General features: G+C 71.4%; 27 protein-coding genes and 2 pseudogenes. 9 read left to right on the forward strand and 20 right to left on the reverse strand.

Annotated elements, in window-relative coordinates; translation table 11 throughout:
* Positions 1-145: 145 nt before the first annotated feature.
* The 11 genes from istB to XF36_RS25645 all read right to left on the reverse strand — a co-directional run bounded on the left by istB (position 146) and on the right by XF36_RS25645 (position 9,546).
* Positions 146-997 carry an IS21-like element helper ATPase IstB gene (gene istB, locus XF36_RS25595; protein ID WP_060713594.1) on the reverse strand — a complete coding sequence of 284 codons (852 nt, stop codon included), beginning with the start codon at positions 995-997 and terminating at the stop codon, positions 146-148.
* Positions 994-2,253 (reverse strand): IS21 family transposase, encoded by a 1,260-nt coding sequence (gene istA, locus XF36_RS25600; protein WP_145981219.1) that lies wholly within the window; start codon positions 2,251-2,253, stop codon positions 994-996. Before istA ends, istB begins: the two co-directional genes overlap by 4 nt.
* Positions 2,254-2,651: 398 nt before the next feature.
* Positions 2,652-3,047: an allophanate hydrolase-related protein gene (locus XF36_RS25605; protein ID WP_060713935.1), complete on the reverse strand. Its 396-nt coding sequence runs from the start codon at positions 3,045-3,047 to the stop codon at positions 2,652-2,654.
* Positions 3,048-3,076: 29 nt separating this feature from the next.
* On the reverse strand, positions 3,077-3,715 hold the full coding sequence (locus tag XF36_RS25610; protein WP_202968447.1) for a GntR family transcriptional regulator: 639 nt from the start codon (positions 3,713-3,715) through the stop codon (positions 3,077-3,079).
* A gap of 5 nt (positions 3,716-3,720) precedes the next feature.
* Positions 3,721-4,596, reverse strand: coding sequence for a hypothetical protein (locus XF36_RS25615; RefSeq protein ID WP_060713937.1), 876 nt, complete (start codon positions 4,594-4,596; stop codon positions 3,721-3,723).
* The gene (gene allB / locus XF36_RS25620) at positions 4,593-6,014 is read right to left on the reverse strand and encodes an allantoinase AllB (RefSeq protein WP_082375652.1); all 1,422 of its coding nucleotides are present in this window, start codon (positions 6,012-6,014) and stop codon (positions 4,593-4,595) included. The genes XF36_RS25615 and allB overlap by 4 nt, the downstream gene beginning before the upstream one ends.
* Positions 6,015-6,038: 24 nt before the next feature.
* Positions 6,039-7,088, reverse strand: coding sequence for an ABC transporter substrate-binding protein (locus XF36_RS25625; RefSeq protein ID WP_060713938.1), 1,050 nt, complete (start codon positions 7,086-7,088; stop codon positions 6,039-6,041).
* A 32-nt stretch (positions 7,089-7,120) separates the two neighbouring features.
* Positions 7,121-7,648: an ABC transporter permease gene (locus XF36_RS25630; RefSeq protein ID WP_060713939.1), complete on the reverse strand. Its 528-nt coding sequence runs from the start codon at positions 7,646-7,648 to the stop codon at positions 7,121-7,123.
* Positions 7,645-7,839, reverse strand: a complete 195-nt coding sequence (locus tag XF36_RS30930) for a hypothetical protein (RefSeq protein ID WP_060713940.1) — start codon at positions 7,837-7,839, stop codon at positions 7,645-7,647. The genes XF36_RS25630 and XF36_RS30930 overlap by 4 nt, the downstream gene beginning before the upstream one ends.
* Before the next feature lie 133 nt (positions 7,840-7,972).
* Entirely contained in the window at positions 7,973-8,695 is a 723-nt protein-coding gene (locus tag XF36_RS25640) for an ABC transporter permease (protein ID WP_060713941.1), read from the reverse strand.
* A gap of 29 nt (positions 8,696-8,724) precedes the next feature.
* Positions 8,725-9,546: an ABC transporter ATP-binding protein gene (locus XF36_RS25645; RefSeq protein ID WP_060713942.1), complete on the reverse strand. Its 822-nt coding sequence runs from the start codon at positions 9,544-9,546 to the stop codon at positions 8,725-8,727.
* Positions 9,547-9,913: 367 nt separating this feature from the next.
* On the opposite strand from XF36_RS25645, the gene XF36_RS34925 reads away from it, so the two are divergent.
* On the forward strand, positions 9,914-10,036 hold the full coding sequence (locus tag XF36_RS34925; RefSeq protein WP_255357073.1) for a hypothetical protein: 123 nt from the start codon (positions 9,914-9,916) through the stop codon (positions 10,034-10,036).
* 143 nt (positions 10,037-10,179) lie between these two features.
* Positions 10,180-10,815, forward strand: a complete 636-nt coding sequence (locus tag XF36_RS35930; RefSeq protein ID WP_193393989.1) for an FAD-dependent monooxygenase — start codon at positions 10,180-10,182, stop codon at positions 10,813-10,815.
* 16 nt (positions 10,816-10,831) lie between these two features.
* On the opposite strand, the gene XF36_RS25655 is transcribed toward XF36_RS35930, so the two are convergent.
* Positions 10,832-11,800 carry an SDR family NAD(P)-dependent oxidoreductase gene (locus XF36_RS25655; protein WP_145981510.1) on the reverse strand — a complete coding sequence of 323 codons (969 nt, stop codon included), beginning with the start codon at positions 11,798-11,800 and terminating at the stop codon, positions 10,832-10,834.
* Between the two features lie 63 nt (positions 11,801-11,863).
* Here XF36_RS25655 and XF36_RS25660 point away from each other — a divergent pair, with 63 nt between their 5' ends.
* The gene (locus tag XF36_RS25660; protein ID WP_202968448.1) at positions 11,864-12,418 is read left to right on the forward strand and encodes a TetR/AcrR family transcriptional regulator; all 555 of its coding nucleotides are present in this window, start codon (positions 11,864-11,866) and stop codon (positions 12,416-12,418) included.
* Between the two features lie 124 nt (positions 12,419-12,542).
* On the opposite strand, the gene XF36_RS33485 is transcribed toward XF36_RS25660, so the two are convergent.
* Both XF36_RS33485 and XF36_RS35865 read right to left on the reverse strand, forming a co-directional pair.
* A complete protein-coding gene (locus tag XF36_RS33485; protein WP_060713945.1) occupies positions 12,543-13,016 on the reverse strand; it encodes an amidohydrolase family protein in 474 nt (157 codons plus the stop codon).
* A gap of 175 nt (positions 13,017-13,191) precedes the next feature.
* Positions 13,192-13,344 (reverse strand): annotated as a pseudogene (locus XF36_RS35865) (NAD(P)H-binding protein); the annotation flags it as partial.
* Positions 13,345-13,500: 156 nt separating this feature from the next.
* Between XF36_RS35865 and XF36_RS34590 the strand changes: the two are divergent.
* Positions 13,501-13,776 (forward strand): annotated as a pseudogene (locus XF36_RS34590) (TetR/AcrR family transcriptional regulator); the annotation flags it as partial.
* A gap of 271 nt (positions 13,777-14,047) precedes the next feature.
* Here XF36_RS34590 and XF36_RS34595 read toward each other — a convergent pair.
* On the reverse strand, positions 14,048-14,428 hold the full coding sequence (locus tag XF36_RS34595) for a winged helix-turn-helix transcriptional regulator (RefSeq protein WP_060713946.1): 381 nt from the start codon (positions 14,426-14,428) through the stop codon (positions 14,048-14,050).
* A 129-nt stretch (positions 14,429-14,557) separates the two neighbouring features.
* Between XF36_RS34595 and XF36_RS25675 the strand changes: the two genes are divergently transcribed.
* Positions 14,558-15,385 (forward strand): IS5 family transposase, encoded by an 828-nt coding sequence (locus tag XF36_RS25675; RefSeq protein ID WP_060713947.1) that lies wholly within the window; start codon positions 14,558-14,560, stop codon positions 15,383-15,385.
* A gap of 18 nt (positions 15,386-15,403) precedes the next feature.
* Here the strand turns inward: XF36_RS25675 and XF36_RS25680 are convergent, their stop codons facing one another.
* A complete protein-coding gene (locus XF36_RS25680; protein ID WP_082375654.1) occupies positions 15,404-15,982 on the reverse strand; it encodes a plasmid pRiA4b ORF-3 family protein in 579 nt (192 codons plus the stop codon).
* A gap of 83 nt (positions 15,983-16,065) precedes the next feature.
* On the opposite strand from XF36_RS25680, the gene XF36_RS25685 reads away from it, so the two are divergent.
* On the forward strand, positions 16,066-16,914 hold the full coding sequence (locus tag XF36_RS25685; protein WP_060713949.1) for an alpha/beta fold hydrolase: 849 nt from the start codon (positions 16,066-16,068) through the stop codon (positions 16,912-16,914).
* A gap of 142 nt (positions 16,915-17,056) precedes the next feature.
* Here XF36_RS25685 and XF36_RS25690 read toward each other — a convergent pair whose 3' ends face one another.
* Positions 17,057-17,365 carry a hypothetical protein gene (locus XF36_RS25690; protein WP_060713950.1) on the reverse strand — a complete coding sequence of 103 codons (309 nt, stop codon included), beginning with the start codon at positions 17,363-17,365 and terminating at the stop codon, positions 17,057-17,059.
* Between the two features lie 530 nt (positions 17,366-17,895).
* Between XF36_RS25690 and XF36_RS25695 the strand changes: the two genes are divergently transcribed.
* From XF36_RS25695 to XF36_RS25705, 3 genes are all read left to right on the forward strand, one after another.
* Positions 17,896-18,243 carry a hypothetical protein gene (locus XF36_RS25695; protein WP_060713951.1) on the forward strand — a complete coding sequence of 116 codons (348 nt, stop codon included), beginning with the start codon at positions 17,896-17,898 and terminating at the stop codon, positions 18,241-18,243.
* A 329-nt stretch (positions 18,244-18,572) separates the two neighbouring features.
* Positions 18,573-18,959: a hypothetical protein gene (locus XF36_RS25700; protein WP_060713952.1), complete on the forward strand. Its 387-nt coding sequence runs from the start codon at positions 18,573-18,575 to the stop codon at positions 18,957-18,959.
* A 276-nt stretch (positions 18,960-19,235) separates the two neighbouring features.
* Positions 19,236-20,669: an IS1380 family transposase gene (locus tag XF36_RS25705; protein ID WP_060710862.1), complete on the forward strand. Its 1,434-nt coding sequence runs from the start codon at positions 19,236-19,238 to the stop codon at positions 20,667-20,669.
* A 262-nt stretch (positions 20,670-20,931) separates the two neighbouring features.
* Here XF36_RS25705 and XF36_RS25710 read toward each other — a convergent pair whose 3' ends face one another.
* From XF36_RS25710 to XF36_RS25720, 3 genes are read right to left on the reverse strand one after another with little or no spacing between them, the layout of a single operon-like run.
* The gene (locus tag XF36_RS25710) at positions 20,932-21,357 is read right to left on the reverse strand and encodes an acyl-CoA thioesterase (RefSeq protein WP_043282665.1); all 426 of its coding nucleotides are present in this window, start codon (positions 21,355-21,357) and stop codon (positions 20,932-20,934) included.
* 35 nt (positions 21,358-21,392) lie between these two features.
* Positions 21,393-22,106, reverse strand: a complete 714-nt coding sequence (locus XF36_RS25715) for an alpha/beta hydrolase family protein (protein WP_060713953.1) — start codon at positions 22,104-22,106, stop codon at positions 21,393-21,395.
* 20 nt (positions 22,107-22,126) lie between these two features.
* On the reverse strand, positions 22,127-22,831 hold the full coding sequence (locus XF36_RS25720; protein WP_060713954.1) for a cation transporting ATPase C-terminal domain-containing protein: 705 nt from the start codon (positions 22,829-22,831) through the stop codon (positions 22,127-22,129).
* Positions 22,832-22,906 lie beyond the last annotated feature (75 nt).

Consider the following 22,906-nt stretch of genomic DNA (forward strand, 5'->3'; position numbering starts at 1 on the left):
GCCGCTCCGTTGTGAGCAGGCTGAGAGGATGGGTGTCGTGCCCAAGAAGATCGACCCAGCGGTTCGGAGCCAGGTGTCAACGGCGGGTTGGGAGTGACCCCGTAGCGACGGATTGGAACTGACCCCCGGCGTGGTGTGGTGATGGTCAGTCGTTGCTGGCGCGGTTGTGTTTGGCCAGGAGCTCGCGTCGGGCGCGGGTGCGGTAGGAGTCCCCGGACAGGGTCAGGACTTCGGCGTGGTGGACGAGGCGGTCGATCATGGCTGCGGCGACGACGTCGTCGGAGAAGGTCTCGCCCCAGCGGCCGAAGGGCAGATTGCTGGTGACCATGACGCTGCCTTGTTCATAGCGGGAAGCGATGAGCTGGAAGAACAGGTTCGCTGCGTCCTGGTCGAACGGGATGTAGCCGACCTCGTCGATGATGATCAGTTTGTAGCGGCGGATCTTCTTCAGCTCGGCCTCGAGCCGGCCGCTCTGGTGCGCGGCGGCGAGTCTGGTGATCCAGTTGCTGGCGGTGTCGAACAGGACCGAGTAGCCGGCGTGGGCGGCTTTGACGCCGAGCCCGATCGCGAGGTGGGTCTTCCCGATCCCGGGCGGGCCGAGCAGGATCACGTTCTCGCACTTGGCGACGAACGTGCTCGTGGCCAGGTGGGCCAGGATGTCGCGGCGCAGCGAGGGCAGATGGTCGAGGTTGAAGTCCTCCAAGGTCTTGACCTGGGGGAAGTGCGCGGTGCGGATCCGCATGACCGTGCCCTTGGACTCGCGGTCGGCGACCTGGCGCTGCAGCAGCGCGCCCAGATACTCCTCGTGCGACCAGTTCTCCTCACGGGCCTGGGCGGCAAGCTGTTCCCAGCTGGCCGCGATGGTCGGGGTCTTCAGGACCCGGGTCAGGTAGGCGATCATCGCCGGCAGTCCGTCGGGGACCGCGGCCAGCACCGGACCGGCCGGCCCCGAGCTCCCAGCGGGGTCGGTGGTGATCTTCGGTGGTGTGGTTGTCATGAGCTGCTCGCTTCCTCGGCAGTGGAGACGAAGTCGACACCGAACAGGGCGTCGTAGTCGGGCAGTGCGCGCAGGGTCACCGGGTGGCCGTCGAGGTGACGGCGTGCTGCGGCCTGTCGGGTGTTGCGGTCGTGGGCCAGGGCGCGGCGCATCGCCGCGGCGGTGTGCTGGTGCGCCGGGTCGGTGATCACCGCGTGGCGGGCCCAGCTGCGGTCGTGACGGGCGACGACCTGGCCGGCGCAGTAGACGACGACCTCGCGCGGTGAGGCGGCGACATCGACGAACCGGCCGATCATCTGCGGATCCACGGAGTAGTCGTTGGCATCGACGCGGACGTAGTAGTCCCGTGCCAGCCGGATCCGCTGGGCCAGCCCGATCGGCGGGTCCAGCGGCGGCAGCGGAGTCATCGCCGCGTAGTCGTGGGCGAGCACGTCCACCGGGCGGCCGCCGATCGCTCGGACGGTGCGGGTGTTGGCCCGGGCCAGCCAGTCGTCGATCTGGTGGTTGAAGTCGGCTGGGGAGGCGAAGCGACGTCCGGGCAGGAACGAGGTCTCGAAGTAGCCGTTGTTGCGTTCGACCAGCCCCTTGAACTCCGGATCCCGCGGTGGGGCAAGCCGGATCCGGGTGGCCAGAGTGCCGGCGAACGCAGCGGCCGGTGCCGAGACCCGCCCGGTCCCGCCGATCGCAGACTCCCGGTCCCAGACCAGCGTGCGGGTCACCCGCCCGACGTCGCTGATCAGCTGCCACATCCCGGACAGGATGTCCCCGGCCTGGCGCGAGGGGATCATCGTCGCGGACAAGAACCGCGAGTAGCCCAGCGTCATCACCAGCACCGGTAGGACCCGTTCCTGGCCTGGGCCGACGGGGATCGTGGTCTCGGGGAACCACAGGTCGCACTGGGTGATCTCGCCCGGTGCGTAGGCGACCCGGTCGACCGGGTCGATCCCGACATACTCGGGGCGGATCTGGCGGATCCGGTCCTTGAGCACGGTCAGCGAGTGCTCCCACCCGATCCGCTCTGCGATCACCGTGGCCGGCATGCGTGGGAACTGCGCCAGCAATGCCCGCACCTGCGGCTCGACCGCATCCGCCAGCGATCCCCGCGGGCCCCGTTCCCGCTTCGGCGGGCCCGGCGCCCGCAACGCGGAGCGCACCGTGTTGCGGGCCACCCCCAGCCGGCGGGCGATCTCCTTGATCGGGACACCCTCGGCCCGATGCAGACGACGGATCTCGGCCCAGTCCTCCACCGACAACACCCCCTCAGCGTCGTGCAGAGGGGGTCAATCCCAAGCCGACGCTAGGGGGTCAGTCTGAGCCCGTCGTCGACACCCGCGTAGGGCAGACACGCCGACACTTCTCAAACACGCTCTGAGCCCAGCGGCTCCGACCCCGGGGTGACGGGTTCGGGAGGCGGGTACGCGGAGACCTCCCGCTGAGGCTCCACACGTCGGGGGCCCGGTCCGGCATCTGAATCTTCTGAACGCGGATTGTGGCCTTCCGGTCGCTCCAGCTTCGGAGCACGGCCTCCTCGAAGCGATCGTGTCCCCGTCGGCGGGGCACTTCGGCGCCCACGGGGTCGTGGTGACGGTATCCGGGGTGCACCACAGGTAGTGGGTGGCCAGGCCGCGATCGGCCCCGGCGACGAGCATCGTGGTCAGCGCGCGGTGGACACGGCGCCGAGGTGCTCCCGCCACCCACCGGCCGCGGTGATCTCGACGGCGTCGGTGGCGCCGGGCAGGGTGCGGCAGACCATGCTCAGGGAGCCGGTCCCGTCCTCCAGCTCGATCACGGACAGCTCCAGCTCGGCCGGTTCGCGGGGTAGCAGGTCTCGGCGGAGCTGGGTGTAGGAGATCTCGTAGACCTCGCCGGGGATCGACCAGCCACCGTCGGGGACGGGCGCGATACCGGGGAACACGTCGTCGAAGGAGAAGAAGCGGTAGTCGGGGGCGGTGCGGACGGGGCCCAGGAAGTGGGCGCCGGCGAGGGCGTCGTGCAGCGGGCCACCACTCATGGCCTGGCCGTTGACGAACATGCGGACGCTGTCGGACATGGAGGTGCCTTTCGACGGTGCGGGGGCGCTCAGGAGAGCGTGGTGTTGCCGTGGCCGCGCAGTGCGTGGACGCGCATCGCGGTCTGCGCCCTGTCGAGGTCACCACTGGCGAGGTCGTCGAGCAGGTCGCGGTGCTGGGCGACCGGTTCGTGGCCGCTCTGCTGCACGTAGTCGTCGGTCGGGTGGAGGAAGGCCTGTCGTTCGAGGAAGGCCGAGGTGACCGGGGAGAATGCGGCCCGGTTGATCGCGACGTGCAGGTCCAGGTGGGCGATGGCGTACTGCGGGCTGCCGATGCCGTACTCGCGGGCGGCGTGGCCGAGAGGGTCGAGCAGCGCGTGCAGGCTCTCCCAGTCGACGGTGTCGACCTTCTGCGTGAGCAGGCTCGCAGCGACCTGGTCGAAGGCGATGCGCAGCTCGTGCAGCTCGGCGCGGGCGGTGTCGTCGATCCGGACGACGACGAGCTGGCCCCGACGGACCCGTTCGACGAGGCCCTCGCTGGTGAGGCGCTGCAGTGCTTCGCGGATGGGGGTCCGACTCACGCCGAGCTCCTCGGCGATCTGCTCCTCGACGAGGCGGATGCCGGGCCCGTACTCGCCCGTGGTGATCTGCTGGCGCAGGTAGAGGTACACGCGCTCGCGGGCGCTCGGAGCGCTGCTGTTCCGGTGCACGCCGGTCATGGTGTGGTCCCGGCGAGGAGTGCGGCCCGGCACGAGTTGGTGGCGCGCTGCATGAAGGTCCCCGACATCACGCTCATCCCGGCCCGGAGGGCGTCGGTCTGCAGCGTCGAGACCCGGTTGTTGAGGTCGAAGAAGGCGTTGCCGGGGGCGAGGAGCTCGGCGAACGGGAACGCGAAGGGGTCCTTCTCGGAGGCGTCGGTCTCGCCCCAGGTGGTGGTGTTGACGACCAGGGTCGGCGCGTCGTCCGCGAACGCCGTCCGGAGCCGGGCCGGGGCGACGACCTCGGCGTCGAACTGTGTGGCCCACCCGGTGAGGGCCTCGGGGCGGCGGGCGGTGCCGACGAGTCGGGTCCCGGGCCATGCCCGCCGCACTCCCAGCGCGACCGAGTGCGTGGACCCGCCGGAGCCGAGCACCAGGACCGTCCGGGGGACGGCCCCGCCGGTCACGGTCTCCATCGCGGCCTGGGCGGCCCAGCTGTTGGTGTTGACCCCCAGTGCCTCGCCCGCGCCGCCGCGTACGACGGTGTCCACGACGCCGGTGGCCTCGGCCGACGGGCTCAGTGCAGCTACCGCCGTGGCCACGTCGCGCTTCCACGGGCTGAGTACGAGGGCGAGATCCCAGCCCGGGGCGGCGAGCAGGGACTGTGGGCCGTCGACGGGGGTGGTGGCGGAGACGACGAGTCCGCGGGCCGCGAGGGCGTCGAGGAGCAGCCTGCCCTGCAGGGCGTGCGGTGCGGTGGTGCCGATACCGGCGATCGTGACGGGGCCCGGCGGCCGGTGGGGCGTGGGGCTCTCGTCGAGGCAGTGCGCGACGGTGGCCCGCAGGGTCGCGGCACCGTCGTGGCCCAGCAGCGTGATCGGCGGGGACGTCACACCAGCTCCCGGGTCGGCACGGTGAGCATTGTGCCCAGGGCGGGGACCGGGGCGTCCACCGGCCGCAGGCCGGACCCCCGGCGGGGCACGACCTGGCGTCCGCTCGGCGGGCCGACGACCTCTCCCCGGTCGTGGACGAGTCCGCCACGCAGGTAGGTGGCGACGACGGAGCCGGTGAGGACCCACCCGTCGTAGGGGGTCACGGGATGCCGGGAGTGCAGGCTCGCGCTGTCGAGGGGCTTCTCCTCGGTCGGGTCGACGAGGACGAGGTCGGCGTCGAAGCCGGGGGCGATCTGCCCCTTGTGCGGGATCGACCAGCGCTGGGCCGGAGTGTACGCGCACAGACGCACGATGTCCTCGACGTCGAGAGCTCCCCGCGTGGTGGCGGTGAGCAGCAGCGGGAGCATCGTCTCGACACCGATGAAGCCCCCGTAGGCCTTCCACACGTCGGTCTCGGCCTGCTCGGCTGCGGTGTGCGGGGCGTGGTCGGTGGCGATGATGTCGATGTCGCCGCGGGTGATGCCGGCCCAGAGCGCCTCGACGTCGGCGGCGGGCCGGATCGGGGGGTTGAGCTTCACCAGGTTGCCGTGGGTGTCGTAGGCGCCGTCGTCGAGTACCAGGTGCGAGACGAGGCTCTCGACGGTGACGCGGTGGCCCTCGGCGCGCAGGTCGACGATCCGTTGCAGGCCGGCGCGGGTCGAGAGGTGGTGGATGTGCAGCTTGGTGCGGGCCTCGGTGGCCATGGTGACGATGCTGGTGATCGCCTCGACCTCGATGAACGCAGGCCGGGACTCCAGGTGGGCGCGGGGGTCGGTGCGGCCGGACTCGCGGAGCCGCTCGCCGAACAGCCGTAGGAGGTGGTCGTTCTCGGCGTGCACACCGACGACCAGGTCGGCGGCGGCGGCCTCGAGCCCGCGGAAGATGGCGGCGTCGTCCGGGCAGCGGTTGTCGCCGGTCGTCTGTCCCATGAACAGCTTGAGCCCCATGGCGCCGAGCTCGGCCATACCGGCGATCTCACCCGCGTTGTCGTGGTCGATCATGCCGTACAGCCCGAAGTCGACGTAGGCCTTGCCGCGCACCAGGTCGAGCTTGTCGCGGTAGCGCTGGGCGGTCGCGACGGGCGGGAAGGTGTTGGGCATGTCGACCACGGTGGTGACGCCCCCGGCGGCGGCGGCACTGGTGCCGCTGGCGAAGTCCTCCTTCTCCGTCATACCCGGCTCGCGCAGGTGCACGTGCATGTCGATCAGGCCGGGCAGCACGAGCAGGCCGCGGGCATCGACGACGGTGGCGCCGGTGGTGTCGAGGTCGGTGCCGACGGCGACGATGCGGCCGTCGCGCACGGCGACGTCGTGGCGGTGGCGGCCGTCGTGGTGGACGACGGTCCCACCGGTGACGACCAGGTCGTGGGTCACAGACATGTGCTGATCTCCTTCTCGGGTGGGTCAGGCGAGGGCGAGAGCGGGGTCCTCCCGGTGGACCTCGCGGATCGGACCGAGGTCGAACAGGGTGTCGGGGCTCAGATCGAGCCCGCCCGCGGCGATGGCCCGCACGTTCGCCTCGACGGTGGCGTCGGAGATGTCGATGACGCGCTGGCCGGGCTCGCCGGTGCGGATGAGCTCGTTGCCGGCGATGCAGGCCTCGAGGGTGGTCCTCGGGTCCAGGCCGAGGGTCCGGCCGTAGTCGTTCACGGTCAGGTCGGTGGCGTACTGAGGGTCGGCGAGGACGTCCTTCCAGCCGCGGATCTCGGCGCGCAGGAAGGCCTTGACCTTCTCCCGGTCGTTGTCGATTACGTCCTGGGTGGTGATGTAGGTCTGGCCGACGAGCGGGAACCCCACGTCGGCGAGCAGCATCGCGTGGATGTCGAAACCCTTGCCCCGCAGGTCGACGACCTGGTTGTTGACGAACCCGACGTAGCCGTCGATCTCCCCGGTCGTCATCCCGATGGGATCGCCCTGCACGGGGACGGTGGTGATGCGTGAGGCGTCGAGACCGAGCGCGGCGACGAAGTTGCGCCAGACCGGTTCGCTCGACGAGGAGCAGCCGATGGTCCTTCCGTGGAGGTCCTGCGGGGTCTCGATCGGGCTGGCTCCCATCGACATGATGCAGTTCGCGTTCCGGGCGTAGACCGCGCCGATGATCTTCAGCGGGGCACCCTTGGCAACCGCGGACCCGACGATGGGGACCTGGGACACCCCGGTGAAGGTGCGGCTCAGCACGTCCGACTCGATGGGCGGCGCGGTTGGGCCACCGGACACCAGATCGGCGCCGGAGAAGCCTTCCTGCACGTAGTAGCCGTTGCGGTCGGCGAGATAGCTGCCGGCGAACTGGGTGTTCTTGACCCAGGCGAGGCGCTGCGAGGCGATTCCGTAGCGGGAGCCGTCGCCGTCGCCACCGGAGACACAGGCGGTGAGGACGGCGGGAGCGGCGAGGGCCAGTCCTCCGACGGTGAGACCGTGACGGAGGAATGCACGGCGGCCGAGCTGGGAGGACATGAGGGATCCATTCCTGATGGGGTGGGAGGGGCTCACCGGGTGACACCCATCTGTGCGGTCACGAACGTCTCGAGCAGACCGACGAGCTGGTAGATCAGGACGCAGACCACGGTGAGGACGACGACCGATGCCCAGAGCCGGGCGAACTCGAACTCGTTCGCGTCGCGGAGCATCTGCCCGCCGAGGCCTTCGCCGCTGGCGAGCCACTCGGCCAGGAGCGCACCCACCACTGAGCTGGTCACGGCCACACGGGCGGCGGCGAACCAGGTCGGCACGGCGTGGGGCAGGGCGACCCGGGCGAACGCGGACCAGCTGGATCCCCCGAAGGCCGCGCACATGTCGAGGTCGGTCCGGGGTGCCGAGCGGATGCCCTGCAGCATCGTGAGCATCGCCGGCACGAACACGATGGCGGCGCCGATGACCGCGACCCCGATCGGCCCGCGTCCGAAGATCAGGACGAGGATCGGTGCGACGGTGACCATCGGGATGGCATGCAGCGCCGAGATCGTGGGCGTGAGCATCTTCTCGGCCGTGCGGAAGAAGTGGAACAGCACGGTCACGGCGGCGCGAGGACCAGACCGAGTCCGAACCCGAGGGCGGCGTCGCCGAGGGTGACGACGAGTGCTGCGCCGATGCCGGCCCGGCTCGCCGCGGCCGTGGGGTCGGTGAACAGGTAGCGCCAGACGTCGAGCGGGGTCTTGGCCACGAACGGGCTCACGTCGACGAGGCTGACGAAGGCCGTCCAGACCACCAGGATCGCGACGGTCGCTCCGACCAGCGTCGACGTCGTCCGGGCGAGACCGGCGACCAGGGCGCGCCGTGTGCGGGTGTCGGGGCGCCGGTGCCGACCCGGGCCCAGGAGCGCGCGGAGGCGCTGGTCGCGGTCATGCGGAGGCTCCCGCGGTGCTGGGGGCCCACGGCGTCGTCGCTCGTTCGATCCTGCCGACGACGGCGAAGGCGAGACCGGCGATCACGCCGGTGACGAGGGTGATGCCGCTGGTGCGAACGACGTCGCTGGACTGCTGCGCCACGACCAGGGCTGCTCCGAGACCGCGTTCCTGTCCCATGAACTCGCCGATGACGGTGCCGAGGAGCGCGGCCGGGACCGCGATCTTCAGCGCGGTCAGGACGCCGGGCAGCGCGGAGCGGAGCTGGACCTTGCGGAGGACGAGGTACCGGCCCCCGCCGTAGGCGCGGACCAGGTCGAGAGCAGCCGGATCGGTCCGGCGCAGGCCGTTGATCGTGCCGACCAGCGTCGTGAAGAACACCGACACGGCGGCCATCACGGCCGAGGTGACCGGTCCGTTGAAGCACGCGGCGAGGATCGGGGCGATGGCCACGAGGGGGATGCACGCCGACGCGATGCCGATCTGCAGCACGAACCGTTCGACGGCCGGGACGGTCATCACCACTGCGGCGCAGCCGATCGCTGCCAGGTTGCCCCAGAGGTAGCCGACGACAGCGGAGGCGAGGGTCACCGGGACGTGCAGGGCGTAGAACGCGACCCCGTCGTCGACGATACCCGCGACGATCTCCAGTGGCGGGGCGATCGCCGGGCCGAGGAGCCCGGTCATGCCGACGAGCTGCCACACCAGCAACACGGCCATGGTCCCGGCGGTGCCCAGGGCACAGCTTCTCATCGCTCGGTCTCCCTCGTCGCCGCGCCGATCAGGTCCTGGCCGGGGGTGTCGAGTCCGAACAGCAGCGACGACAGACGGTCGACGTAGGAGTGGAACTCGGGCGTGCGCAGCAGCTCCGGGGTCCGTGGCCGCGGCAGGTCGATCGGCACCACCTGCTGGACCCGTCCCGGGCGGGCGCTCATCACCACGACGGTGTCGGACAGGAACACCGCCTCGGAGATGCCGTGCGTGACCATCAGCGTGGTCGCCGGCCGCTCGGTCCAGATGCGCAGGAGCTCGACGTTGAGGTTCTGCCGCGTCATGTCGTCCAAGGCACCGAAGGGCTCGTCGAGCAACAGCACCCGCGGCTCGACCACAAGCGCGCGGGCGATCGCGACGCGCTGCCGCATCCCGCCCGACAGCTGCGCGGGCCTGGCGTCCTCGAACCCCGTCAACCCGACGAGCTCGATCAGGTCGTCGACGAGGGCATCGTCGGTCGGACGCCGCGTCAGCTCGAACGGGAGGCCGATGTTGGTGCGCACCGTCCGCCACGGCAACAGAGCCGGCTCCTGGAAGGCGATCCCGAGATGGTGGTGGCGGCGCATGTCCGCGGGGGTCTCACCGTGGACGAGGGCGACCCCGGTGGACTGGTGTTCGAGACCCGCGAGGATTCGGAGGATCGTGCTCTTCCCGCAGCCCGAGGGGCCGAGCAGGGTGACGAACTCGCCCGCACGGGACTGCAGGTCGACGCCGTCGAGGGCGGTCACCTCCCCGCGGCCGACGCGGAACGATTTGCCGAGGCCCGCGATGTGGATGCCAGGAGCAGTCGGTTCGACCATGTGCGTTCTCCTCCTTCACGCTCTGCGCTGTTTGCATCCGAATTTGGATCCAAGCTCGGATGCGAAGATAGGCGGGCGGCGTTGCGGAGGCGTAAATCGATGCGTCTGTCCGGTTACGTCACTCGGGCCTCGTGCCACGCGGGCCCGATCCGGCTCGCGGAGAGGGTGCGACGAGGAACCGGCCGGCTCACCGGTCGTCACGAGGACAAGGAGACGACTCCCGTCGCGACCACGGCGCCGATCATCGCCGGCGCCGCCAGAGTGACCTGGAGGAGGGCGAAGCGCTGGAAGTCGCCGAGGTCCTTGCCGAGCAGGCCGAGGAGGACCCGGAGCGCCGCCGACGCCGGTCCGACGGAGGTTCGGGCGGTTGCTACGGGTCGCGGAGGTGCTGGCGGGGAGGCTTGCGCTCGGGATCGAGCTCGTCGGCGACTTCGCCCAGGGCCACAACTTCGCCGTGCACTTCCGGCCCCGCGACTGCGGGAGCTGCTGATCGAGCGCACCGGCGGGGCGGCACAGATCCAGACCCTCGCCTCGCAGAAGCGGCCCTACATCACGGTCGTCGACGGCGTCGACGAGTGGCGGCTGTCGGTCTACCTCGACCACGAGCCGGCCGACGGGGACGTCGTCCGCTGGGTGCACGAGGCCGTCGGGGAGCCGATCGAGATCGAGATCCTGCGGGCCCAGCCGTGGAGCGGGCACCGGGTCGTGGCCGACCGCTACCGGGACGGCCGGGTGTTCCTGGCGGGCGACGCCGCGCACCTGCTGTGGCCAAGGGCGGCTTCGGCGCCAACACCGGGATCGGTGACGCCGTGGACCTCGGCTGGAACTCGCGGCCGTCCTGCACGGCTGGGGCGGCTCCGACCTGCTGGACGGCTACGAGATCGAGCGACGCCCGGTGGCGGTGCGCAACGTCTCCGAGGCGTCGAGCAACTGGACCTCGGACGCTGGCTCCCCGACGGCAGCTCCATCCTCGATCACTTCGGCTACGGCTTCGTGCTGGTCGCCACGGCTACCGCCGACCCGGCTCCGATGGTCCGTGCCGCGAGCACCCTCGGGGTGCCGCTGAGGGTGCTGCGCATCGACCGTCCTGCCGTCGTCCGGCTCTATGCGGCGCCGATGGTGCTCGTCCGACCTCACGGCCACGTGGCGTGGCGCGGAGCGAGTGCGCCCGACGACCCGATCGCGCTGCTGGACCGCGTCCGTGGCGCCGGCCCGCTCGACGACCGAGGAGTTCGAGGAGTCCGCGCAGCTGCGAAGGGAGAACGCTGAGCGGGCACGGATGAGCTCATGGACGGAGGAGCTGCTCCGACACCGTCCACAGCCGGTCGGCGCGGTCGGGGTCGAGCGCCCAGGCCTTGACGCCGTGGGGGTGGTCGGCGAGGTCGGCGTCGTTCGGGACCTCGTAGGCCTCCTGACAGTCGTCGAGGTAGTGGCCTCCGGACTTCGCGAACTGCGGGTCGACCGCGGCCACCATGCTCGTCGCCGCTCCCTGCTCGACGGTCTTGTAGGTGAACACTCCTGCTGCTTCCGCGGCGGCCAGGGAGTCCTTCTGACGACGGGTGAAGTTCCGCTGCAACCCGGTGGCGACCCCGCCGGGGTTGACGGTGTTCGCGACGACGCCGTCCCGGGCCCATCGTCGGGTCGCCCCCACTGCGAAGAGGGAGTTCGCGGTCTTCGACTGTGCGTAGGCGATCTGGGGGTCGTAGGCGCGGCGGTCGAAATGGAGGTCGTCGAAATCCACGTCCGCTCGCATGTGCGCGGTCGAGCTCACCACGACGATCCGCGCTCCGCCCCGATCCGCGGCACCGGCGACGAGCCCGCGGTGCAGGCCCGTCGCCAGGGCGACGTGGCCGAGGTGGTTGGTCGCGAACTGCAGCTCCCAGCCCTCGGGGGTGCGCTCGAGACCCCCGGTGACCACCCCGGCGTTGGCGAGCAGGAGGTGGAGCGGGCCGCGCCACGCCGCGACGAACTCCTCGACCGACGAACGGTCGGCGAGGTCGAGCGGTGCCACCGCGGGCGCCGGCCTGCCGGTCGACCTGGCGATGTCGGCGGCGACGGCCGCGCCGGCGGCGGTGTTGCGGACGGCCAGGGTCACCTCGGCCCCCGCGGCGGCCAGGGCGCGGGCGGACTCGGCCCCGAGCCCGGACGACGCCCCGGTCACGACGGCCCGCACGCCGGTCAGGTCGTGCTCCGAGAGGACGTCCTCGGCGGTGCTGGTGGCAGAGAAGGGTGTGGAGCGGAGGTCGCGACGCATGCCCATACTGTACAAGATGAACATTAACTGTCTAGTGCGATCAGTGGCCGCTAGACTCGGGCCGTGACAGCGTCGGAGGCGGTCGGCCGTCGTGAGCGCGTGCTGGAGTCGGCGTTGCTGAGCTTCGCCCGTTTCGGCTATCGGAAGACGTCCATGGACGAGGTCGCGCGCGCGGCGGAGATCTCCCGGCCCGGTCTCTACTTCCTGTTCTCCTCGAAGCAGGAGCTGTTCCGCGCCGCGGCGACCCACGCTCTGGACCGCGACCTGGCTGCCGCGGAACGTTCGCTCGCGTCGACCGCCGAGCCGCTGCGCCACCGGATCGTGGACGCGTTCGACCACTGGGCGGGCCGCTACGTCGGCCCCGCGCGCGACGTCGAGGACGTCGTCGCCGCCAACCCGGACCTGCTCGGTGAGATCGTCGAGACGGCGCCCGCCAGGTTCCGGAAGCTGATCGTCGACGCACTCGCCCGGACGGTCGACCGCACGACGGCCCTCGACATCGCCGACACCCTGATCAGCACATCGGTGGGCGTGAAGCACGAGGTGGAGACCCGTGAGGCCTATCGCCGACGCATCGCCGTCGCGGTCCACCTCCTCCTGCCCGAACAGCCCGACTAGCCCGAACAGCGTCCGGTGGCCGAGCGCGACGGGCGTCCGACGGAGAGCGGCCTCGACGCCCTCCCCCGGGGCCCGCCGACCGTCCCCGTCCGCCGCGGCACGGGCCGTCGGCGCCGCCGCGTCGTCAGAGACCCAGGAGTCGGGCGGCGTTGCCGTGGGTGATCTGCTCGCGTTCCCCGTGGGAGAGATCGAGTCCGCTCAGGAACTCCTGGGTGCCGTCGAGGTGCAGGAACCGGTAGTCGGTCGACCAGATGATGCGGTCGATGCCGACTTCCGGGTCCGTCTGCGTGTAGCGCACCGGTCGGCCGAGGAGGTCGGCGAGTACGTCGGAGAGCACGGCTGCCATGTCGTTGCCGGAGAGGTCCTCGGGGCCCAGCAGCGGCGTCTCGGCGAACCCGCTCCAGGTGCGGTCGAGCAGGAGGTGGGCGGCGGCGGCGATGTCGCGGGTCGCGACGAGGGGCAGCCGGTGGTCGGGAGCCGTGGTCGACGTCAGTGTCGCGGTGTCGTGGAGGGCGCCGACTGCACGCAGGATGTTGTCCATGACGGTGGGGTTGGCCAGCGCGCGGTAGCGGGTGGTGGTGGCGAAGAGGTCGTCCATGGCCAGCGATCCGGTGACGTGGCCGGCCCGGTGGGCGAGCGGGGTGCCACGACCGAGGGCGGCGGCTCGCGTCGCGGTAGGCGGTGACGGGATCGGGTGCGGTGGGGTCGGGAGGCATGAGCCAGAACAGGGCGTCGACGCCGCGCAGCGCGGGGCCGATGACGGCGGGGTCGCGGTGCGATCCGACGACCGTCTCGCAGCGTTCGCGGACGGCGGTGGGCAGCCGGTCCGGGTCCCGGACGACGACGCGCACGGTCTCCCCGGCGTCGAGCAGTCGCTCGACCACCTGCCGGCCGATCTTGGATGTGGGGGCGGTGACGGCAACCATGGGGGTCTTTCATGGAATGGGAAGTAAGTGAACTCGACCGTTCCGTTTACTTTGGGGAGCGGCAAGACCATGGCACGTCGAGGCGCGCAGCTGCGGGAGCACATCCTGCGAACCGCCAAGGCCCAGTTCCTGGAGACGGGCTTCGAGCGGACGTCGATGGATGCGGTCGCCGCACGGGCGGAGACGTCCAAGCGCTCGCTCTACGCGCACTTCCCGAGCAAGGACGCGCTGTTCGCCGGGATCGTGGAGCTGTCGAGGGAGCTCTACCTGGAACAGATCGGCGTGCCCGACGAGGACGTCGCAGACCCCGTCGACGCCGTGGTGCGCTACTGCGGCCGGCTGCTGCAGGTGTTGCTGTGGACGACCTCGGTCCAGAGCCTGCGGATGGGGATCGCCGAGGCCGAGAGGGTGCCCGAGCTGGCGGCCGGCTACTACGAGTCCGTCGTCGAGATCCCGACCGTGCGGCTGGCGGCGTACCTCGAACAGCGCACGGGCCTCGCGCCCGAGGCGGCCGGCGCCACGGCCCGGGCTCTCGTGGCACGGACCGTGTACCCGGAGGTGATGAGCTGTCTGCTCGGGGTCCGCCCGCCCCTCCCCCGTCGACCGGATCCGGTCACGCTCGCGGACGACGTCGACCTCGACCGGATCCGCTCCTGTGCGGTGTCCCTGGTCCCGGCGGGTACCAGACGGCGGGCGCCCGTGCTCATCGGCCCGCGCGGGACGCCTCGGTCCGTGTGCGGTGGTCGTCGATGCGGGCCATGTTCTGCTGCGCCCGCTCGCGCAGCGCGGAGAGCGGGATCTCGAGGGAGGCGCCGAGCTCGGTGAGCCGGTAGTGCACGCGTGGCGGGACGGTGTCCTCGACGCGGCGGGCGACCAGGCCATCGAGCACGAGGTTCTGCAGCGTCGTGGACAGCATCTTCTGGGAGATCCCCGGCGCGCGTCGCCGTAGCTCGGTGAACCGCAGCTCCCCGCCGTCGGCCAGCGATCCGACGACCATCGAGGTCCACTTCGTGCCGAGCCGGTCGAGCAGGCGACGGGTGGGGCAGTCCGGGGAGAACAGGTCCCCGCGACGGGGGTCGGTCACCCCGGGCTCACCAGGTGCCGTCGACGTGCCGTCTTCCGCCTCCATGGTCGGTGAGCTTAGAGGTCGTTGCAGAAGTCGGGGCGTGTTGGTCCTATGTAGATGGACCTGGTCGGGTGATGCTCAGAGTTGATGGCAAGGGCATCGACGGTCGAACGACTGGTCACCGACGAGCTGTGGGAGCTGATTGAGCCGCTGCTTCCCCGTCCTCGGCCACGTCGGCGAGGCGCGCGGACCGGCCGGCCACCAGTACCGGACCGGGCCGCGCTGGCGGGGATCGTGTTCGTGCTGACCACGGGGATCGGCTGGAACGACCTGCCGCCCGAGTTGGGCTGTGGATCAGGGACCACCTGCTGGCGACGGCTACGCGACTGGCAGCGGGCGGGGGTCTGGGATGAGCTGCACCGAGTAGTGCTCGATCGGCTCGGCCAGGCCGGGGTTCTGGACTGGTCGCGAGCTGCGGTGGACTCGGTCAGCGTGCGCGCCAAGCGCCGCGGCGAACAGACGGGGCCCTCGCCGACCGATCGTGGGAAGGCCGGGTCGAAGTACCACGTGTTGTGCGACCGCAACGGCCTGCCGCTGCACGCGGTCGTGACCGGCGCGAACACCCACGACAGCCGGATACTGGCCGAGCTGCTCGACACCAACCCCGGCGTCCGCGAACGGCGCGGCCAGGCCGGACGCCCGCGGCGGCGTCCCGGCAAGCTGCACGCCGACAAGGGCTACGACTATCCACGGTGTCGCCGCTACCTGACCGGGCGCGGGATCGGGGTGCGGATCGCTCGCCGCGGAGTCGAAGACTCCTCCCGGCTCGGCCGGGTCCGGTGGGTCGTGGAGCGCACGATGGCCTGGCTGCTGTCGTTCCGGCGGCTCGGGCTGCGCTACGAACGCTCCCGCACCAGCATCGAGGCCTTGCTGAAACTGGCGTGCGCGTTGATCTGTTTGCGCCGTCTGCCCTGAACGACCCCTCGCGGTGGATCAGGACCGCGCCGTCGCGCTCGCCCCGGCCAAACGCTCCAGCGCTCGGTCGGTGGCGACGAGGTCGAAGTGGTGTGGGTCGAACCGGTCCGAGCCCCACCACTCGACCCGCTCGGCGTGCTCAGCATGATCGGGATCGGCGAGTGCGTCGACGAACTCCGAGTAGCCGAACACCCCGCCCACATCCTCGGGCGGACACGCACCCTGACCCTCGACACAGCGTGGGTACCGCACCCCAGGCTCTGGGATGGTGACCGCGTCGACGACCAAAACGTGGTGCCAGTTGTCGCCGAAGTCGTAGACGTAGCCGGCGTCATCACCGGCAGCCAGCACCCGGAACAACTTCGTCTTGGCCTCGTCGAGCGTGCCGGTGTCCCAATCCGGATCAGGCAGCCCGTAGCGGACACCGTCGATCTCGAATTCGTGCAGGTGGGAGTTGGTCCAGCCCATCGCGTCCTGCACGACCTCGTGCAGGACCGCGAGGCTGGCCTCACCCGGAACCTCGACCACCCGTCGCACGGTCGGCTCGACATCGACCAACACGATCTCGATCCGGAAGATCTTCGTCTTCGTCGTCACCCGAGGCCTCGCCATGCTGCGATGCTCCCACCGCTCCTCGCACCCCCTGCACCCGCTCCCGGACTTCTGCAACGACCTCTTAGGTGATCTGGTCACCGGAAGTTATCGACTGGGAGGTCGTCGTGCGGATGGTCGCCGTCAGCGGGGTCGAGCTGGCCGTCGACGAGGTGGGGCAGGGGCCGCCGATGGTGCTCGTGCACGGCTTCCCGCACACCGGCCTGGTGTGGTCCGAGGTGCGCGACGCGCTGCGGGTGGACCACCGGGTCGTCGTGCCGGACCTGCGCGGGTTCGGGGCGAGCACCCGCACGGCCGAGGGGCTCGACGCGGGAACCCTGTCCCGGGACATCGAGGAGCTGGTCGTGGCCCTCGGAGCCGCGCCGGCGGTCGTGGTGGCGATCGACGCCGGTGTCCCCGCCGCGTTCCTGCTCGCCCTGCGCCGCCCGGACCTCGTCGCGCGGCTCGTCCTGGTCGAGTCGACCCTGGGGACACTCCCCGGCGCCGAGGAGTTCTTCGAGGGTGGACCCCCGTGGTGGTTCGGATTCCACCAGGTTCCGGGGCTGGCGGAGAGCGTGCTGCGCGGGAACGAGGCCGCCTACGCCGGGTGGTTCCTCGACCAGGGCACCCGCGGGCGCGGGATCCGTCCGGAGCTGCGGGCCGCGATGGCCGACGCGTTCGCGCGCCCGGACGCCCTCCGCTGCGCGCTCACCGTCTACCGAGCGCTGCCCGAGACGGGACGGCAGCTCGCCGCGGCGGTGGCCGAGGCCCGGTTGACGGTGCCCACGACCGCGGTCGGCGCTGCGTCGGTCGGTCGCGCGCTGGAGAACCAGCTGCGCGGGGTCGCCGACGTCCTGGACGGGCACCTGTTCGACGACTGCGGGCACATCGTGCCCCTCGACCGGCCCGACGCGCTCGTGGCACTTCTGCGCACGTGATGCCGCCGGGGCGTGTCGTCCCGGCCCTGTCGACGAGCCGCGCCGGCGGCCGCACATCGCCCTGCGTAGCGTCGGATGGCCGTCCTTTCGGCCCGGCGGAGTGCGTCGACTGCGGGGTGCGGCAGGCCCGCGATCGCCGACCTCAGTGGGTCAGCGTGAGCAGCCCCTCCAGTCCGCGCCGGAACGCGACGCCGACGTGGCCCGCCCCGTCGATGTCGGCACAGGCCATGGCCCCGTCGCGCATCATCAGGAAGCGCTGGGCCGCGTGCTCGGGTCGCCCGCGTCCTGGTGCGGACCCGAAGACCCGGGTGAACAGTTCGGTGAGGCTGGCGACGTACCAGCTGCGGTGCTCGGCGCCGACCCGGCGCACGGGGTCCTCCGGGTCGGGGAACTCGGCCGCGGCCTTGGGGAACGCGCACCCCCGGAAGTCCGCACCGGTCAGGTCGTCCACCAGCGCGGTGCCGACGGCGCGGGTCCCTCTCGGTCGTCGCGGGCGCTTCGTTCGTGCTGATGGCCTCGGGCGGCGAGGCGTCCCTGACCGGGGTCGCCGGCCACGCCCTGCTCGGTGGTGTCTTCTTCCTGGTGTCGGCGCTGAGGCTCGGCCGGGTCGCGTCCGCGTGACGGTGACACGGTGACGGTGACACGGTCGACGGGCCGGCCGTCCGCGTCAGGCTCCAGGACATGTCGTCGGTTCCTGACCCGTCGGTCGGCGTCGGCCGGGAGGTCGGGCCCGCCTTCGCTACTACTCCATCGAGCCCGGTGGCGCGGCCCGTCGTCGTGCAGAACGGCCGACTCGGCGACGAAACCGTATCGTGTGAATGACTGACCCTCGGTGATTGTTCCCCACGATGGTGTTTCCCAGGTTGATCCGTGCGCTTTCCGCCCCCTATCGTTCTCCTCAGCCGGTTCGGGCTCCCCCTTTGTCGTCGGACCGGCACGTGCCCGGATCCGCATGGATCCGTGACTCACCAGGAGAAGACTGTGCAGAAGAAGAAGGCCGGTTTCGTCGCCGCCGTGTCCGCCGTCGCCCTGATCGGCCTGTCGCCGCTGGCGTTCGCCGGCTCGGACAGCGTCATCGACAAGGACGCGAAGGGCCTCGTTGCCGGCCTGAACGGCAACAACGCCCAGGTTCCGGTCCAGGCGTGCAACAACAACGTCCCGGTCAACGTCCTGGGTGTCCAGGTTCCGGTCGAGGACGCCGCTGCGGCCAACGGCCTCACCGGTGCCGCCGGCATCGCGGGCAAGGGCAAGGCCGTGTCGGGCGACTCCGCCACCGACCAGTCGGACAACTGCGGCCAGGAGGCCGGCGCGGGCGACTCGGTCAACTGACCGGATCCTCGTCGCTGACGTGCCCCGGGGTCCTCGTGGCTCCGGTGCACGTCCGTGTCCGGGGTGGGGCCCCGTGGGTACCCGCCGTGGTCGTCGTCGCCGGTTCGGGTGGCGTTCCGGGCGATTCGCCCCGATCACATCCGACCCCACCGTGGGAGTATCCGAACCGAAAGTAATTCGGCCACCCGATGGTGGTAGAAGAATTGTTCGGGCACTCGCGCCCCGCTAGATTCGCAGCCAGTCGGCACGGGCTCCCCCCTTTTCTGTCAGCGTGCCGACATGGAACGGGGCCTTCACCGCGGCCCTGACACCTTATCAGGAGAAGAACTGTGCTGAAGAAGGCCGGAATCATCGTCGCGGCGTCCGCCGCGTCCCTGCTCGCCGTCTCCCCGCTGGCCTTCGCCGGCGACTACGCGGGCGACTCCGCCAAGTACCACGGCAAGCACGAGTCGGGCCACATCGACAAGGACGCCAAGGGCCTGCTCGCGGGTGGCCTGAGCGGCAACAACATCAACGTGCCGATCCAGCTCTGCAACAACAACATCCCGGTCAACGTCCTGGGCGTGCAGGTCCCGGTCGAGGACGCGAACCTGCTGAGCGGCATCACCGGGGCCCTCGGCCTGGGTGGCAAGGCCAAGGCCGTCTCCGGCGACTCGGCCACCGACCAGTCCGACAGCTGCGGCCAGACCTCCGGCGCGGGCGACTCGATCGGCTGATCTCTCCGCACCTCGACGTGCCCCGGGACAACGTGGTCCCGGGACACTGAGCCTTTTTCAACCTGACCAGCGAGCTTCTGCGTCAGGAGATCGCGAAGGTTGCAGCGCAACTGCTCTGACCCGAATCCGCGAGTAGCGCTGGTGTCCGGACTGGGGAGATGGCGATAGGTGCCCGCTGACCTGCGATGATCGTGTTTGCGACGACACGACATTGCGGGTTGAGAGGACACCTATCAGGTGCGAACAGTACGCAAGCGACGCCCGCGGTGTGCGCGGGTGCGTCTCGGCGCGCCGGACGCGGCGCTGACCAGGTTCTCCGGGCTGGCCGCGGTGACCGAACTGATCGACCGGCTCGGGATCATCGACAAGCTCGACGCCGCGGTCGGGCCCATCAAGGACCGCGACCGCGGGTGCAGCGCCGGGCAGATGCTGGTCGGCATGTCGGCGGCGCAGCTGTGCGGGGAGGACTTCCTGGTCGGGCTGGACCGGCACCGCGCCGACACCGCCGGGCAGGCACTCACGCCGGTGCCGGGGTTGGCGTCCACGACCGCCGCCGGGCTCGCGCGCAAGTTCATCGAGGGGCAGTGGGCGGCGGTGGAGACCGGGCTCGGTGACGTGCACACCACCGCGCTGGACCTGCTCGCCCAGGTCGACCCGGACCGGGCCGAGCAGCTGACGGCGGACGTGACGATCGATCTGGACACCACCGATGTCGAGGTTTACGGCCGGCTCAAGCAGGGCGTGGCGTTCAACCACCAAGGCCAGCGGGTCGCCCGCCCGCACGTCGCGACCTGGGCCGACACCGCGGTGGTGCTGGCCGCTGACCTCGGTTCGGGCCGGGATGACCCCCGCGCCACCAGCGCCGAGCTGTTCTACCGGGCGCTGGCCGCGCTCCCCGCGCAGGCGCGGGCGGGGCGAGTCCGCGTGCGTGCGGACGCGGGCTACTTCGCCGGGCAGCTCGCCCGCGCAGCCCTGTTCGTCGGCGTGGAGTTCGCCATCGGCGCCCGACGCATCGCGCCGCTGTGGCGCATCCTCGACGGCGTCGCGGCCGACGGGTGGACCGACGCGATCGACATGACCGGCGCGCAGGTCGCGGTGGCCGACTATTGCCCGAACTGGTGGCCCGCAGCGACCCAGCTGCTGATCCGTCGGGTCCGGCTCGACCTGGACCACGGCCAGGTCTCCGGTGACCCGCGAGCGCGGCGCCGACGCACCCTGCACCCCGCCCAGCGGGCGCTCCCGCTCGACGACCTCGCTACGGTGGCCAAGGTCGACGGGGTGTTCGCCTACTCGTTCATCGTGACCAACCTCGACGTCTCCACACCTGCCGCAGCCGCGCAGGCCGAGTACTGGTACCGCCACCGCACGAAGGTGGAGAACCTGTTCCGCGACACCAAGCACGGCGCCGCGCTGCGCCACCTCCCCTCCGGACACCTCGCGGTGAACCGAGCCTGGATGTGGGGCGCACTCCTGGCCGCCACCACCAGCGGGTGGCTGCACCACCTCACCGCCCGCACCCGCGACGGGCGCCTGGTCGGGCACGGCGTCCGCGGCGGCCAGGCCATGATCGCCACCCTGCGCCGGCGGCTGATCACCATCCCCGCCCGCCTCGTGCGCCACGCCCGCGGCCTCACCCTGCGCCTACCACCCGGCGAGCACCTACTCGCCGAGGTCCTCGCCCGCGTCCGCGCCCTGCCCGCTCCGTCCTGACCCGGCCGCACCGGCCCCGACCAGCACAGGAACCCGCCACCCGAGGCGACACTCGGGCCGCCCGCTTGCCCACCACCCAACTCCCGACCCAAGCAACATCAACTTTGGCCGACCAAGATCAGCTCATAGCCTACTCGCGGATTCGGGTCTGACCACAGCTGCACAGGTCACCGGCTCGCTAGCTCGGCGTCTGCACCCACACAACCAGGCCCCTGAGCTGCCGGAACGGCAGGTTGAAAAGGGCTCACTGTCGTGTCCGGGGTCAGCCCCCGGCCCGGCGCACCTCGCGCCGCCGGCGCGCGTCGTCCCGGCGACGGCGCTCGGTGTCGTTCGACGGGACCAGCTCCGGGACCGGGACCGGACGCCGGTGCTCGTCCATCGCGACCATCGTGAAGTAGCAGCTGTTGGCGTGCCGTTGGGTCCGCTCGGTGATGTTCTCCGTGGTGACCCGGATGCCGACCTCCATCGAGCTGCGCCCGGTGTGGTTCACCGACGCCTGGAACGTCACGAGCTCGCCGATGTAGATGGGCTCGCGGAAGCGGACCCGGTCCACCGAGAGCGTCACGACGTAGGTCTCGGCCCAGCGGCTCGCACACGAGAACGCGACCTGGTCGAGCAGCTTCAGGATCGCGCCGCCGTGGACGTTGCCGGAGAAGTTCGCCATGTCCGGGGTCATCAGCACGGTCATCGTCAGCTGGTGACGGGGCAGGCCGCCGGGCGCGCTCACGTCGCCGCCGCCAGGATCTCCCGGGTCACCGTCCGCCAGGCCGCCGACAGCGGGTCGACCACCGCGAAGTGGTCGCAGCCGGGCAGCTCGACCAGCCGCACCGACGGGTGCCGGCCGGCGTAGGAGCGGGAGACGGCCTGCGGGACGCGCTCGTCGGCGTCGCCGTGCACGATCGTCACCGGTCCGGGCGGGGTCGGGCCCACCGCCGGGTCCAGGTCGGTGCGCCCGGCCGCGGGGCCGCCGAGATAGGCGCGGACCGCGCCGTCGCCGAGGTTCTCCGCGTCGGCCAGCGCCAGGTCCGCGACCGGGGCGAGCGACACCGTCGCGCTGATCAGCGACGGCTCGACGGCCGCGGCGTGCAGCACGAGGTGCCCGCCCGCGGAGTGCCCCACCGCGACGACCGGTCCGGCGATCGCGTGGGCGGCCCGCAGGCCGGCGAGCACGTCGGCGACGGTCGCGTCCGGGTCGCCGGGCACCCGGCGGTACTCCAGGGATGCGACGGGCAGCCCCAGCGCGTTCACCGCACCTGCCGTCGACCGCAGGTGCACCCGGTCGAACCGGGGCCGCCAGAACCCGCCGTGCACCAGCACGACCAGCGGGCAGCCGGGCCCGCCGTCCGGCCACAGGTCCATGACCTGGTCGGGGTCGTCGCCGACGGCGACGACACGGGGCGGCTCGGGGGCCGGGTGGGAGAGGACCGATCCGTTCACGACCGGTGGTCTAGCACGGATCACCCCGCCGGGCGTGCCGTGGTGGCCCGCCGCCGGCCGGCCTTGCGCAGCTCCAGCACCGCGACCGCGGCCACCGACACGAGCACCGCCGCGATCCACCGCGGACCGGTCAGCGGGGTCAGTCGCAGCGTCTCCCGCAGCGCCGGCACCGTCGTGGCCACCCACACGGCCGCGGCGGTCACCACCGTCCACCAGGGCAGGAACCGGTTCGCGAACAGACCCGACCGCAGCACCGGTGTCCGCTCGGTCCGCATCACCCAGGCCAGCACGAGGTGCCCGGACAGCCACGCCACGAACGCCACCGTCTGCGAGGCGGTCACCAGGTACAGCCCGCCGACGGCGACGAACAGCGCCACGGCCCCCGCGGCGAGGTCGCCGAGCAGGGCCCGGTCCAGGAAGCGTGCGCCCGGGTCGCGTGGCGGGCGGTTCATGGCGTCGCGCTCGGCGGGTTCCGCGGCGAAGGTCGGGCTGCCCGCGATGTCCATGAACATCTCCAGCACCACGATCTGGATCGGGGTGAACGGCACGGACATCCCGGTGAGCACCCCGGCGGCGACGGTCGCGACCAGCCCGGCCTTGCAGGCCAGGTAGTAGGCGACGCCCTTGCGCAGGTTCCCGTGCAGCGTGCGGCCCTCGTGCAGGGCACGGGTGAGGGTGGAGACGTCGTCGTCGGCCAGCACGAGCCCGGCCGCCTCGCGGGCCACGTCGGTGCCCGACTAGCTGTGATGTCCAGGGAGGTTGTACCGCCCGGGATCGGTGAGTCTGTCTGACAGACGAAG

The sequence above is a fragment of the Pseudonocardia sp. HH130629-09 genome, assembly GCF_001294645.1.
Taxonomy (GTDB): Bacteria; Actinomycetota; Actinomycetes; order Mycobacteriales; family Pseudonocardiaceae; genus Pseudonocardia.